The organism is Brevibacterium sp. 91QC2O2 (assembly GCF_024580695.1).
Taxonomy (GTDB): domain Bacteria; phylum Actinomycetota; class Actinomycetes; order Actinomycetales; family Brevibacteriaceae; genus Brevibacterium; species Brevibacterium moorei.
The window spans coordinates 148,604-162,213 of sequence record NZ_JANIJY010000002.1 but is presented as its reverse complement, the minus strand read 5'-3'; the positions used below and the strand labels follow the sequence as shown (position 1 = coordinate 162,213).

Here is a 13,610-nt window from a genome sequence, read left to right as displayed (position 1 = left end):
CCGATGAATGCGCGCTAAGTCTCACACTAATTGCGCAGTGTGAGCATATGTGTCACCCCGGAGTGGTCTCGGCTACCGCAGTTGCGCACCGTGCGCAACCCCGCCTCCGTTCAGAAGCCGACGCCCACCAGGGATCCGAAGATCAGCGCCACGATGGCGATGAGGGACCAGAACACGATGAGCGGCCACAGGAACTTACACCAGGTCTCGTACGGGATCCGGCACACGGCCAGCAGGCCCATGACCGATGCGGAAGTGGGCATGATCGAGTTCGCGATCGCATCCCCGTACTGATAGGCCAGCACGGTCAGCTGCCGGTCGATGCCCAGCACATCCGACAGGGGAACCATGATCGGCATGGTCGTCGCGGCCATTCCGGAACCGGAGGGGATGACCAGGTTGAGTACCGACTGGAACAGGAACATGAGGATGACGACGAGGAAGTTCGGCGAGTCCCCGATCCAGGTGGCGACCGCGTTGATGACGGTGTCGAGCACATTCGCATGCTCCAGCACGACCAGGATCGCGCGGGCGAAGCCCACGATGAGCGCGCCGAAGGCCACGTCCTGCATTCCGGAGACCATATTCGAGAACAGCCCGTTGACGCCCAGCCGGCCGATCAGGCCCGTGACGATGGCGATGAGGACGAACATCGCGGCCATCTCGTTGAGGAACCAGCCGTGCTTGAGGATGCCGTACATGTTCGTCACGATCCCTGCGACGAAGATGATGAGTACCAGGGACCGGCGCCAGTCCAGTCTGGGAGCGGCATCCTCGGCTTCGGCCTCGGTGTCGGCTGCCGCCGAGGCCGCGGCACCGACCTCGGGAGCGCCCGGCTTGTCGTAGAGCAGGGACTTCGTCGGGTCGGCCTTGACCCGGGAGGCGTAGCGCATGACCCACCAGATGCCGGCTGCCAGGATGAACACGTAGAGGATCGCGCGGAAGCCCATCCCGGAGAACAGCGGCAGCTGCGCGATGCCCTGGGCCACGCCCACCGTGAACGGGTTCATCATGCCGCCGGTGAACCCGGCGGCGGCACCCAGGCAGATGACGGCGGCGCCCACCAGTGCGTCATAACCCAGGGCCAGCGCGATGCCGACGCCGATCGGCGCGAAGATGATCGTCTCCTCGGCCATGCCGGTGGTGAAGCCCAGGACGGAGAACACCACCATGAGCAGCGGCAGCAGGATCGCGCCGTGGCCGTGCAGCAGTTTGACCAGGGCGTTGATGCCGGCGTCGATTGCGCCGGTGGCACGGATGACCCCGAAGGCCCCGCCGAGGAGGAAGATGTAGAAGATGATGTCCGCGGCCTCGGCCAGGCCGGTGGGCACCGAGGTGAAGAAGTCGAAGAAGGACAGTGGCGTCTTCTCAGTGCCGTGGTAGGTGCCGGCCAGCACGACCTCGCGCCCGTCCTGCTCGGCGCGGTCTAAGGAGCCCGAGGGGATGAGGTAGGTCGCCAGGCCGATCAGGAAGATCATCCCGAAGATGATCGCGTAGGTGTGGGGGAAGGCGAATCTGCGTTTCTTCACCGGGCCCGAGGTCGTGACGGGGGTGGATGTGTCTGTGGGCATGCGGGACCTCGGTGGGATCGATCGGTTGGGATGTGGACCGCGGGCCAGTCTAGTGCGGTGGCGCCTGGGTTCTGCGTCACATTCCGCTCACTCGGACCCGGTGGCGGTACCGATGTAGTCACAGCGGCTGTCCACCGCATATTATTCGGTCAACTGCAAAGTAACCGAAAAACCATCGGTTCCCCACGGAGTGGGCCGTGCCCCACTCACACCGGCAGTTCCGCGTGCAGGGCAAAACCTCCTGCGGCATCCGGCTCGGCGTGCATCAGCCCGCCCAGGGCCGTCACCCGCTCCCGGATGCCGCGCAGGCCCAGGCCCGCGCCCGGCGCCGGCACGGATTCGGCCAGGGGCGCCGCCGGACCGTTGACCACATCAATCGTCAGGAGCTCGCCGCAGGAGACGGTCACGGTGATGGCCGCGCCCGGAGAGTGCCGCACCGCATTGCTCAGCCCCTCCTGCACGATCCGGTAGGCCGTCAGCGAGGTCGCGGCCGGCAGCGCCCGCGCGGCCTCGCCGCCCGGCCCGTGCAGTGTGATGTCCACTCCGGAGCGCCGCGTCGCCTCGACCAGTTCCGGCACATCGCCCAGGGTGGGCTGGGGTGCGGTGGGGGCCTCTCCCGCCCGCAGGATGGTCAGCAGCCCGCGCATCTCGGTCAGCGCGGTCCTGGCGGATTCCGCGATCGAGGCGAACTCGCGGCGGACCGGCTCCTCGAGCCCCGGCAGCCGGTAGGGCGCGGTGGTGGCCTGCACCCCGATGACCGACATGCTGTGGGCCACCACGTCGTGGAGCTCGCGGGCGATGCGATTGCGTTCGGCCAGCTCCTCGCGTTCGGCGCTGGTGCGGGCCGCGGCCTCACGTTCGGCGCGCAGTTTCTCCCGCCCGTTCAGCCAGGTGCGCACGGCCAGGCCGATCGCATTGGCCGCCGCCGTGACCGAGACCGCGACGATGAGGTTGATCTGGGCGCCCGTGGTCCAGTCGAGGGTCCGGACGAGCACGGCAGTGCCCAGCAGGGGCACGGCCCAGGTCAGCGTGGCGCGCCACCAGCGACCGCGCAGACCCACCAGCACCAGCAGCAGGGACTGGACGATGAGGGCGAAGACCGGCCAGGGCCACGGCGCGCCCTGCTGGTCAGCGCTCAGCCAGGCCAGGGCCAGGGCCGTCACCGTGCTCAGCACGGGAACCAGGGCGGGCAGGCGGGCGCAGCACAACAGGGCCACGGCCTGTCCGGCGGCCACCAGCATGGCGTAGACGGGGTCGAGCCCGTCGATCACCGCGTACAGCGGCCAGCCGATCGCCAGGCAGGCCACGGCCCCCAGCCCCGCGAAGATCCAGGTCCAGGCCTCGGGGCCGGGCAGGGTGAAGGCGGTGTTCGCAGGGAGAACAGCACTCGCCTGCTCCGCCGGCTTCGTCGGGACTGCCGGCCCCGCGACCACGCCCTCCAGGCCCATGCGCATCACCAGGGCGTCCAGGTTCGCCAGGCCGCGCAACACGATCGGCAGGGTGAGCAGCAGGACCAGGCCCGCCACCTCGCTGAACACCACGTCGATCGCGTGCGAATGGGCCACGGACACCGGCACCGTGCCCTGGGATGCGGCCTGCAGCAGATAGCCCGGCAGGGTCGAATCCTCGTGTGGCAGGAAGAAGCCCCAGATGAAATAGCTCAGCCCGCCGGCCGCCCCGCCGAGCCAGGAGACTGCCACGACGAAGGTGAAGATGTGCAGTGGGAAGGCGATGAGCGTTTCGAACAGCAGATCGAGCCAGCGGCGTCCGTCGGCCAGTCGCCCGGTGATCCAGCGGGCTCGGCCGGGGGCTGCGGCGCGGTAGCGCACGGGTGCGCCGGGCGTGCCTGTCCACCAGTGCAGCCGGGCCCGCGACACCTGTGCGAAGGCCGAGGCGACGGACAGCGCCACGGCGAACAGCAGAGCGCCGATCCAGATCACGATGGTGCCGGCGGACAGCGCGGTCAGCGGCACCAGGATGATGAAGGCGGGCAGGGACAGGAAGAAGCCGGGCAGCACGAACCCCAGATCGCGGCCCACCCGGACCGGATCGAAGTAGCTGCGCAGTGACGTGTGTGGCGTGTCCATGACCTCGACGATAGGGCCACGTGCGGCACCCGTGCGTCACCCGGGAGGGTGAGGCGCGGACCCTACCGCAGGGGGAGGGGCCGGGGGCCGGGTGCGTCTAGGATCGTGGGCATGACAGCACAGACTCCCCACCCCGAAGATTCCCCGATCCGCGTGATCGTCGTCGACGACCAGGCGATGGTGCGCGAGGGCTTCGCCGCCCTGCTGGGTTCGCAGCCGGACATCACGGTGGTCGGCACGGCCGCAGACGGCGCCGAGGTGACCGAGCTGGTGCGCCGCAGCCAACCCGACGTCGTGCTGATGGACATCCGGATGCCCCGCCTCAACGGCCTGGACGCGACCCGGCAGGTCATGGCGATGCCGGGGCTCAAACAGCCCAGGGTCATCATCCTGACCACCTTCGACGCCGATGAATACGTCTTCGCGGCCCTGCGCGCCGGCGCCAGCGGCTTCCTACTCAAGGACTCCACCCCCGAGGAGCTCATCACCGCGGTCCACGTGGTGGCCGCCGGCGAGGCCCTGCTGGCGCCGGCCATCACCTCGAAGCTCATCGCCGACTACGCCGCCCGTCCGGAACCGCGGGGCCCGGGGAAGACCCTGCTGGCAGAACTGACCGAACGCGAACTCGACGTGATGCGCCTGGTGGCAGCGGGCAAATCCAATGCCGAGGCCGCCGCCGAACTGTTCCTGGGCGAACAGACCGTCAAAACGCACGTCTCGCGGATCCTGCGCAAACTGGGCCTGCGCGACCGCGCCCAGATCGTGGTCGCCGCCTATGAGTCCGGTCTGGTGAACGCCGGGCGCTGAGCCACTGACCTGCGCGGGCCCGGTTCCCCCGGAAGTAGCCCGGCTCTTTCGCTCCGCAGGGTGACGCGGACACCCCGAGCGGCTTCATACATTCCTTGCAGTCAAGCAAACGAACTGTGAGGAATGACCGATGACTTCGCTCCTACCGCCGCGCCCGGTGGCCGTGCCCCGACCCAGATCCCGCCGCGATCCCGTGATCGACGCGGTCCGCGCCGGCTGCCTGCTGGTGGTCGTAGCCCTGCACGCCCTATTGGTCGGCGCCTGGCGCGACCCCGATGGCTCCCTGGCCACCGGCATGGCCCTGGCCGGTCACGCCTGGTTCATCCCCATCACCTGGCTGGCCCAGGTGATGCCCCTGTTCTTCATCGCCGGCGGCTTCGCGACCATCAGCCAGTGGCGGCGTCTGCGCGCCCGCGGCGTGACGGCGGCCGGTTTCGTGGAGCTGCGGATCAAGCGCCTGGCGGTGCCGGCCGGAGTGATGATCGCCGTGGTCGGCACCGTGCTGGCCTGCGCCCGAGTCGCCGGGCTGCCCGCCGACCTGGCTGCCGAGGCCGCCTACCGGTCCGCACAGCCCCTGTGGTTCCTGGCCGTCTACCTGGGCGCCACCGCCCTGGTGCCCGTTCTGGCCGCAGCACACGAGCGGTTCGGGGCGCGCGTGCCGGCGGTCGGCCTGGGTGCGGTGCTGGCCGTCGACCTGGTCCGGCAGTTCTCACTGGCCGGGCCCTGGAGCACGGGACTGGCCTATCTCAACCTCGCTTTCGTCTGGCTGTTCTGCCAGCAATTGGGCTTCGTTCTGGCCGATACCCGCGGCCGGAATCGCTCTGGCCTGTGGGCCGGCCTGCTGGCCGCCGTGAGTGGGATCCTCGTGCTGCTGGCCTGCGGCTGGTCGCCCGATCTCATCGCCTCGCTCAACCCGCCCACCGCGCTGTTCGCCCTGGGCGCGCTCGCCGAGCTGTGCCTGCTGCGGCTGGTCCGCCCCCGGCTGGAACGCCTGGTGACCGGGCCCGCCCTGGCCGGGCCGATCAAACGGGCCGGTGGCCTGGCGATGACCGTCTACCTGTGGCATATGCCCATCGCCCTGGCCCTGGTGGCGGCCCTGTGGGCCGCCGGCGCGCCCCTGCCCGCCCTGCACAGCCCGGCCTGGTGGCTGAGCCGTCCGCTGTGGCTGGCCCTGGTCGCCGGCGCCGTGATCCCGGCGGCCGTTTGGCTCTCCCGACTCGAACGCTGGGAGCCGCGCCTGCCCCTGCGGCCCCTGACCTGCCGGCCCGCGCTGCGCGTGGCGGCTTCGGCCGTGGCGGCCATCGGCGGAGTCGTCATCGCCCTGCTGGGCGGCCTGGGAGGCACCGGAACCACTCTGCTGGCCGTGTGCCTGCTGGTTCTCGCGGTGTGGCTGGCCACGAGTCCCACCCCGGTCGGCCGCGGGACCGCGGTGTTCGCCTACGGGGACCCCGAGGCGCCGGTGATCTGGGCCATCCACGGGTTCCGCAGCTCCCACCACGCCCTCGAACCGCTGGCCCAGGACCTGGCGGCCCGCGGCTTCCGGGTGCTGGCCCCCGACCTGCCCGGCTGTGGGGAGTCCGATCCGCTGCCGGAAGGCCACGGGATCGAGGACCTCGGCGCCTGGCTGCGCGGGCTGCTCGACCGGGAGCCGGCGCCCGCGCTGCTGCTGGGGCATTCGCTGGGCTCGGTCATCGTCGCCGAGGCGATCGCCCAGGGCGCCGCGCACCGCGGTGCGGTGCTGGTCAATCCGATCGTCACTGCGCCCAGGGACAATCCGCACCGGCTGGCGATCACCGGGCTGCGGGCCTACTACGGACTGGCCGCCCGGCTGGGCCCGTTCGGCGATGTGCTGCTGGCCGGGCGCGCCCTGGCGGGGTTGAGCGGGATCGTGATGGCCAGCGGCACCGGCCTGCGCCGGCGCGGGGGCATCGTGCTGGAGCATATGCGCGACTCCCACTCGTTCAACAGCGGCGCGGCACTGCTGGAGACCTTCCACACCTCGGTGCGCCACTGCGTGGGGGACTCTGGTGCGGACTTCGCCCGTCCCGTGCTGGTCCTCGGCGGGGAGCACGATGCGCTGGCCCCGGTGGGCAGGCAGGTGGAACTGGTGGACCGGATCCCCGGTGCCGTCCTGCGGGTGCTGCCGGGGGTGGGCCACCTGATCCCGCGCGAGGCCCATGTGGCGGGTGCGGTGGCGATCGACGAATGGGCCGCGGATTTATGACACGGTGTGTCGAACCGCCCCACGCGCCCGGGCGTGGCGTGTGAGTCTATGGGCTATGACTTCGACTACCGCCGCGAGCACCGCGGAATCCCAGGCGCCCGTGGCAGTGGTGCCGCTGGACAAGCGCAAGCAGCGCAAATCCTTCGTCGCCAGCACCATCGGCCAGCTGCTCGAATGGTACGAATGGGGCGTCTACGCGGTGTTCGCCCCGCAGATCGCAGCCGCCCTGTTCCACACGCAGAACCAGGTGTCGGCCCTGCTGTCGACCTTCGGGGTGTTCGCGATCGGCTTCCTGTTCCGCCCCCTGGGCGGGATTGTGTTCGGCCGGATCGCCGACCGCCGGGGACGCAAGTTCGTGCTGGTGACGACCATGCTCATGATGGCAGGCGGCTCCGTGCTCATCGGCCTGGTCCCGACCTATGGCGCGATCGGCATCGCGGCGTCCGGCCTGTTGCTGCTGGCGCGCGTGGTCCAGGGCTTCGCCCACGGCGGGGAGTCGGCGGCGGCGAACTCCTATATCGCCGAGATCGCCCCGGCCGGCCGGCGCGGCCTGTGGGGTTCGACCGTGTTCATGACGATCTTCGGCGGGTCCTTCATCGCCTTCGTGCTCGGCGGGGCCATCACCGGTGTGCTCTCCAAGCCCGAGGTCGCAGCCTGGGGCTGGCGCATCCCGTTCCTGTTGGGTGCGGTGCTGGCCCTGGTCGCGCTGTACCTGCGCGCCGGCATGATCGAGTCCAAGGACCTGGTGGAGAACAGCCGGGTCACCGGCAAGATCAACGGGCTCGACGCCTCGCACTTCCCGGCCGCGGCTCTGCGGCCCCTGCCCAAGGCGGTGTCGATCGTCGCGATCTTCTTCCTGGTCTCCGGGGTCGCGGCCAGCAACTACACGTGGACCTCGTACGTGTCGACCTTTGCCGTGACCCAGCGGAAGATGGAGGCCAACGGCGCCTACTGGGCGCTCACCGCGGCCCTGGCCGTCGGCATCCTCTCCCTGCTGTTCTGGGGCTGGGCCTCGGATAGGTGGGGGCGCAAGCCGGTGCTCTACATCTTCGCGATAGGCGTGGCCGTGACCCAGTACCCGCTCATGGCGCTGATCGACCAGCGCCCGTGGACGCTGTTCGTGACGACCTCGATCGCACTGTTCTTCCTGGCAGCGGGCGCCGGCCTGCTGACCTCGGTGATGGCCGAGACCTTCCCGACGGCCGCGCGCACCGCCTATATCGGCTTCGCGTATTCGCTGGCGACCGCGGTGTTCGGCGGGACCACCCCGTACGTCAACCAGTTCGCCGTGTACATCGGCGCGCCGTGGGCGTCGAATGCGTGGATCGTATTCGCCGAACTGCTTGCCCTGTGGGCGGTGTGGCGCCTGCCCGAGCGCAAGGGCATCGATCTGCACATCGTGAAGTAGGGCCCCTGCGCAAGAATGAAGCGATCCCTCCAGATTTCACCGGAACTCCGGTGGAATCTGGAGGGATCGCTTAAATGTCCTGCAGGGTCACATCTGGACGAGGATCTTCACCTGGTGTTCGGCATCGTCGTGGAGCTGCTTGAAGCCCTTGTCCACGATGTCCTCCGGGGCGATCTTGCCGGTGATGAACTGCGAGAGGTCGATGCCCTTGTTCCTGACCAGTTCGATGACCTTGGCGTGGTCGTTGGCGTAGCCCAGGGATGCCTGGACCGACTTCTCGGAGAAGGTCAGCTCGCCGGTCACGTCGATCTCCAGCGGGCGGACGTGGATTGCGACGATCTCCAGCAGGCCCTTGGCCTTGAGGGAGGCGAGCAGCTGGTGGACGACGACGCCCACACCGGCGGCGTCGAAGGCGACATCGGCGCCCACGCCGTTCGTCTCCTCGCGTACGCGGGTCGCCAGGTCCTCCTTGGACGGGTCGACGACGACGTCGACGCCGGCGTCCAGCGCCTTCTGCTTGCGGGCCTCGGAGAGCTCGGAGACGATGACCTTGAGGCCCTCGGCCTTGAGCACCGTGGCGACCAGCAGGCCGATCGGGCCCGCGCCGCCGACCACGGCGGTCTGTCCGGCCTGGGCGCCGGTGTTGCGCACCGCGTGGTAGGCCACCGACAGCGGCTCGATGAGTGCGGCCTGGTCCAGGGGCAGATCGCCCACCGGGTGGACCCAGCGGGGCTCGACGACCAGGTGTTCGCTCATGCCGCCGCCGCGGCCGTTGATGCCGATGAAGCCCATCTTCTCGCAGATGTTGTAGTCCCCGGCCTTGCAAGCGGGGCATTCGCCGCACACCATGAGCGGTTCGACGACAACGGAATCGCCCACCTTGATGTCGGTCGTGACGTCGGCGCCGATCTCCTCGACGACGCCGGAGAACTCGTGGCCGAAGGTCACGGGCAGGGTCTCACCGGACAGAGGGTGCGGAGTCGTGGCGGAGTTCCCACCGTTGCCCTCGCCGCCGTCGTAGTACAGGTGCAGATCGGAACCGCACAGGCCGACGAACTTCGGGGCGATCTTGATGGCATCGGCGCGCATCTCCATCTCCGGGATGTCTTCGACGCGCAGGTCTTCTTTGCCGTAATAGCGGACTGCCTTCATGGGCGTGCTCCTTCATGCTCGGGTTCTTGTATTAACAGCCTCGCATGTTTTAGGGCACCCTGAGTAGGCTTATTGAACGTTTGTCCGGAATTTCACACGGGTACTATGCCCGCTCCACCAACAAGTCGATCCACTCCGGCTCCACCGCTGCCGGGAACGCCCCGTATTCGCGCCCGCGCTCAGCACTCAGGCGGGCTGCGACGAAGGCCTCGCCGATCCCGGCCGGCGCCCGGGTCAGCAGCACCGCGGCCTGTAGCAGCAGTGCCATGTGCTCGACCAGGGTGCGCCCGCGTGCCTGCCAGGCCGCGATCGCCTGGGCCTCGCCCGATGCCATAGTCGCCACCGCGTCCGTGATGTCACCGGCCAGCTGTTCGAACCGGGCGTCGTAGACCCTGCCCGTCTCGCCGGAGCGCCCGCGCGCGGCCTCGAGCACGGCCAGGAACGCCTTGGCCGAGGCCGGGTCGCGGGTCAGGGCCCGCAGCACGTCGAGCGCGATGACGTTTCCGGAACCCTCCCAGACCGCCAGCACCGGCTGTTCGCGGTAGCGCCGCGCCAGCGGCCAGACCTCCGTATAGCCATTGCCGCCCAGGCACTCGAGCGATTCATAGGCGTGTTCGGGGCCGCGCTTGCAGATCCAGTACTTGGCCACCGCGACCGCCAGGCGGCGGAACTCGACGGCCTCGGGGTCCGCGGAATCGTAGGCCGCTGCGACTTCCCCCAGGGTCCATACGGCCGCCTCGTACTCCAGCTGCAGGTCCGCCAGGACCGCGCGCATCAGCGGCTGGTCGACCAACTGCGCACCGAAGGCGGCGCGGTGGCGGGCGTGCCAGGCGGCCTCGGCCACGCCCTGGCGCATCCCGGAGACCGAGCCGATGATGCAGTCCAGCCGGGTGCGCGAGACCATCTCGATGATGGTGCGCACACCGCGGCCGGGTTCACCGACCAGCCAGCCGTGGGTGGAGTCGAGCTCGATCTCCGAGGAGGCATTGGACTTGTTGCCCAGTTTGTCCTTGAGCTTCTGGATGTTGAAGGTGTTGCGCCCGCCGGGGGTGCCGTCGGCCCGCCGCGGCAGGAAGCGCGGGACCAAGAAGCAACTGATGCCCTCCTCGGTCTGCGCGAGCATCAGGAAGGCATCGGACTGCGGGGCCGAGCAGAACCACTTGTGCCCGGTCAGCAGGTAGTGCCCGGCGCTCACCGCACCGAAGCCCGTGCCGTCATCGGCCGCCGCGTTCACCGGGACCGCGCACGTCGTATTGGCGCGCACGTCCGAGCCGCCCTGCTTCTCCGTCATCGCCATGCCGAAGGTCACCGCTGTCTTCTCGGTCGCGTCGGCCAGGCGCGGATCGTAGTCGGTCGAATACAGGCGGGGCAGCCAGAATTCGGCGTGCGGGGTGCCGGCGAGCGAGGCCGCGGCAGCATGGGTCATCGACACGGGGCAGGTGTGGCCCGGCTCCACCTGGGCGAACAGGTGGAAGCGCGCGGCGCGTTCCACATTGGCCCCTGTCCCTGGGTGGGCCCAGGCGTGCGAGTGACCGCCGGCGCCCAGGTCGGCGGCCATGATCGCGTGGTAGGCGGGGTGGAATTCGACCTGGTCCACCCGGTTGCCCCAGCGGTCGTGGGCGGTGAAGACCGGGGTGTAGGTGTTGACCAGGTCCGCATTGTGTTGGAATTCGGCCGTGCCGACCGTGCGGCCCAGCTCGTGGAGCAGCTCCTGGTCGGCATCCGGTGCGAAGGCTGCGACGACCTCGCGCAGGGCCGGGTTGAGGTCGTATTCGTCGATCTCGGTGCGCGGAGCGGACTGGTTGATGACGGTGTGCGTGGACGCCACTGCTGGTTCCCCTCAGGAGTTTGTCGAACGATTGTTTAAACGGTACCGCGGGTGATTGAATGTGTGAAACACGGCACTCTCAATCACTGAAGGACGAGCAATGAAGCTTACCGCCATGCTGCACGCGGGCCTGGCCCGCACCCCTGAGCGCATCGCCCTGGCCGAGGTCGGGGCCCAGGCCCCGGCTGCGCGCACCTGGACCTATGAACAGCTGGTCGCCGACGTCGAACGCACCGCCGGCCTGTTGGCCGCGCGCGGGATCGGGCCGGGCGACGTGGTCGCGGCCATGACCTTCAACGAGCCCGAGTTCGTCCTCACCGCCTACGCCGTCTGGCAGCTGGGCGCAGTGTTCGTCCCGGTCAACCACAAGATGCCGGCCCGCGAGGTCGCCTACATCATCGGGCACTCCGAGGCGAAGCTGGGCGTGGTCAGCCCCGATCTGGCGGACACCGCGCGGGTCGGGGCGGGTGGGATCGAGTGGATCACGACCGCGCACGCCGGCGGCGGGCACAACGGCGCCGAGGACGCGGAAACGGGACTGGCCGCACTCATCGCCGCCGCGCCTCGGGCCAGGGAGACCCACACCGACGATCAGGCGCCGGCGCTGATCCTCTACACCTCGGGGACTACCAGTGCGCCCAAGGGTTGTGTGCACAGCCATGCGCGGCTGTCCACGCTGATGCTCCTGATGTCGACGAACCAGGGCTACGATCGCGATGAGCGGATGCTGGTGGCCATGCCGGTGTGGCACTCTGCGCCGTTGAACGTGTGCATCACCCCGGTCTTGTTCATGGGCGGAAGCGTCTTCCTGCAGCGCGAATTCAACCCCGTTGAGACCTTTCAGCTGATCGGGCAGCACCGGATCACGGCCTTCTTCGGGCCGAACATCGCCTTCCTGGCGCCCGTGCGCGCCCTGCCGGCGGCCGGCCTCGACTTCGCCGATCTGGACTTCTCCACGATGCGGCACTGGATGTTCGGCGGATCGCCCATCGACGCGCCCACCACGCGGATCATCCTGGAGCACTACCAGCCGGGCGAGCACCGGCAGCTCTACGGGATGAGCGAACTGGGCCCGGCCGGCAGCCTGCTGTGGCCCGAGGAGCAGATCGTCAAGGCCGGCTCCGTCGGCAAGACGGCGATGTACGGCGGGCATATGAAGCTGATGCGCGCCGACGGGTCCGAGGCCGGGCCGGGGGAGACCGGGGAGATCTGGATCCATACGGACACCGCGATGCTCGAATACCTCAAGAACCCCGAGGCGACCGCTGCGGCGTTCGAGGGCCCCTGGTACAAGACCGGGGACATCGCGCGGATGGATGAGGACGGCTACTACTATGTGGTCGACCGACTCAAGGACATCATCATCGTCGGCGGGGAGAACGTGTACTCCCTGGAGGTCGAGGAGGCGGTCTCCGAACACCCAAGGGTGGCGGATGTGGCGGTCGTGGCGAAGTCCGACCCGGACTGGGGCCAGCAGGTCGTGGCCGTGGTGACGACCACCGACGGGCAGGAGTTGAGCGTGGAGGAGCTGCGCGACTTCCTGGCCGATCGAATCGCCCGTTACAAGATCCCCCGCTTCGTTGAGACGATGGAGGACCTGCCGCGCAATCCCTCGGGCAAACTGCTCAAGCACCGTCTGCGGGACCGGGTGGAGCGGGGATGATCGATCCACACGCGCTGCCCGTGGGGTTCGCGGCGCACATCCGGGAGCGCGCGGGTGTTGAACCCGTGGAGCCGCGGGCCGCCGCGACCACTGTGCTGGTGCGCGGCGGGCGTCCGGGGGTGCCCGGTTCCCTCGAGGTCTTCCTGCAGCGGCGCCCGGCCAGCATGGCCTTCGCCCCCGATATGTTGGTCTTCCCCGGCGGGGGAGTCGACGCCTCGGATGCGCTGGCGCTCGCAGCGCTCCCACCGGACTGGGCACAGTGGCTGGGCTGCACGGCGGACGAGGCCGCGGCCATCGTCTGTGCGGCCGCCCGGGAGCTGTTCGAGGAGGCCGGCGTGCTGCTGGCCGGCGGTGCTGGTCGTGCGGACCTGCAGGAGCTGTCCGATCCGGCTTGGGAGTCCGATCGCCGTGCGCTTGAGACGCGTCGGACCTCGATGGGCGAGTTCTTGCTGGATCGTGACCTGGTGTTGCGCTCGGATCTGCTGGCCCCCTGGCGGATCTGGACCACCCCGGTGTTCGAACCCAAACGGTTCCGCGCCCATTTCCTTATCGCCGAGGCCCCTGCCGGCCAGGCGCCGCGCAACGCCAGTGGCGAATCGGTCTCCGGCGGCTGGGTCACGGTGGCCGATGCCCTGCGTGGGGCGGGGAAGGCCCACGCGATGCTGCCGCCGCAGATCCTGATGTGCGCCGAGCTGTTCGAGTTCGATTCGGCCGCTGCCGCTGTGCAAGCCGGATGGCAACGCCGCCGGCCCGAGGTCCAACCCCATCTGGGTGGGGACGCGGACAATCCGCGCCTGGAGTTCGGGTCCGAGTTGGACCGGGTCTGGGATGAGGTTTCGCCGGCGATCCAGAGCGAATAAATCATAATAC

At 69.2% G+C, this 13,610-nt stretch carries 9 protein-coding genes; 5 read left to right on the top strand and 4 right to left on the bottom strand.

The genetic code is table 11. The features are described from left to right. Window positions 1-110 precede the first annotated feature (110 nt). Both NQ036_RS02805 and NQ036_RS02800 read right to left on the bottom strand, forming a co-directional pair. The gene (locus NQ036_RS02805; RefSeq protein WP_257057016.1) at window positions 111-1,571 is read right to left on the bottom strand and encodes a YfcC family protein; all 1,461 of its coding nucleotides are present in this window, start codon (window positions 1,569-1,571) and stop codon (window positions 111-113) included. A 206-nt stretch (window positions 1,572-1,777) separates the two neighbouring features. Continuing rightward, window positions 1,778-3,658, bottom strand: coding sequence for a sensor histidine kinase (locus tag NQ036_RS02800; protein WP_257057014.1), 1,881 nt, complete (start codon window positions 3,656-3,658; stop codon window positions 1,778-1,780). 111 nt (window positions 3,659-3,769) lie between these two features. Here NQ036_RS02800 and NQ036_RS02795 point away from each other — a divergent pair, with 111 nt between their 5' ends. The 3 genes from NQ036_RS02795 to NQ036_RS02785 all read left to right on the top strand — a co-directional run bounded on the left by NQ036_RS02795 (window position 3,770) and on the right by NQ036_RS02785 (window position 8,097). Next, on the top strand, window positions 3,770-4,465 hold the full coding sequence (locus NQ036_RS02795) for a response regulator transcription factor (RefSeq protein ID WP_257057013.1): 696 nt from the start codon (window positions 3,770-3,772) through the stop codon (window positions 4,463-4,465). Between the two features lie 130 nt (window positions 4,466-4,595). After that, on the top strand, window positions 4,596-6,689 hold the full coding sequence (locus NQ036_RS02790) for an alpha/beta fold hydrolase (RefSeq protein ID WP_306439899.1): 2,094 nt from the start codon (window positions 4,596-4,598) through the stop codon (window positions 6,687-6,689). A gap of 55 nt (window positions 6,690-6,744) precedes the next feature. After that, window positions 6,745-8,097 (top strand): MFS transporter, encoded by a 1,353-nt coding sequence (locus NQ036_RS02785; protein ID WP_257057012.1) that lies wholly within the window; start codon window positions 6,745-6,747, stop codon window positions 8,095-8,097. Window positions 8,098-8,184: 87 nt separating this feature from the next. On the opposite strand, the gene NQ036_RS02780 is transcribed toward NQ036_RS02785, so the two are convergent. Together NQ036_RS02780 and NQ036_RS02775 are read right to left on the bottom strand one after the other, a co-directional pair. After that, a complete protein-coding gene (locus NQ036_RS02780) occupies window positions 8,185-9,249 on the bottom strand; it encodes a 2,3-butanediol dehydrogenase (protein ID WP_257057010.1) in 1,065 nt (354 codons plus the stop codon). 103 nt (window positions 9,250-9,352) lie between these two features. Beyond that, window positions 9,353-11,077: an acyl-CoA dehydrogenase family protein gene (locus tag NQ036_RS02775; protein ID WP_257057008.1), complete on the bottom strand. Its 1,725-nt coding sequence runs from the start codon at window positions 11,075-11,077 to the stop codon at window positions 9,353-9,355. 100 nt (window positions 11,078-11,177) lie between these two features. Between NQ036_RS02775 and NQ036_RS02770 the strand changes: the two genes are divergently transcribed. After that, on the top strand, window positions 11,178-12,740 hold the full coding sequence (locus NQ036_RS02770) for a class I adenylate-forming enzyme family protein (RefSeq protein ID WP_257057007.1): 1,563 nt from the start codon (window positions 11,178-11,180) through the stop codon (window positions 12,738-12,740). Beyond that, window positions 12,737-13,600, top strand: coding sequence for an NUDIX domain-containing protein (locus NQ036_RS02765; RefSeq protein WP_257057006.1), 864 nt, complete (start codon window positions 12,737-12,739; stop codon window positions 13,598-13,600). Before NQ036_RS02770 ends, NQ036_RS02765 begins: the two co-directional genes overlap by 4 nt. Window positions 13,601-13,610 lie beyond the last annotated feature (10 nt).

Coding starts and splice junctions, on each gene's coding strand:
- NQ036_RS02805 (WP_257057016.1), bottom strand. CDS start 1,571: ATGCCCACAGACACATCCACCCCCGTCACGACCTCGGGCCCGGTGAAG.
- NQ036_RS02800 (WP_257057014.1), bottom strand. CDS start 3,658: ATGGACACGCCACACACGTCACTGCGCAGCTACTTCGATCCGGTCCGG.
- NQ036_RS02795 (WP_257057013.1), top strand. CDS start 3,770: ATGACAGCACAGACTCCCCACCCCGAAGATTCCCCGATCCGCGTGATC.
- NQ036_RS02790 (WP_306439899.1), top strand. CDS start 4,596: ATGACTTCGCTCCTACCGCCGCGCCCGGTGGCCGTGCCCCGACCCAGA.
- NQ036_RS02785 (WP_257057012.1), top strand. CDS start 6,745: ATGACTTCGACTACCGCCGCGAGCACCGCGGAATCCCAGGCGCCCGTG.
- NQ036_RS02780 (WP_257057010.1), bottom strand. CDS start 9,249: ATGAAGGCAGTCCGCTATTACGGCAAAGAAGACCTGCGCGTCGAAGAC.
- NQ036_RS02770 (WP_257057007.1), top strand. CDS start 11,178: ATGAAGCTTACCGCCATGCTGCACGCGGGCCTGGCCCGCACCCCTGAG.
- NQ036_RS02765 (WP_257057006.1), top strand. CDS start 12,737: ATGATCGATCCACACGCGCTGCCCGTGGGGTTCGCGGCGCACATCCGG.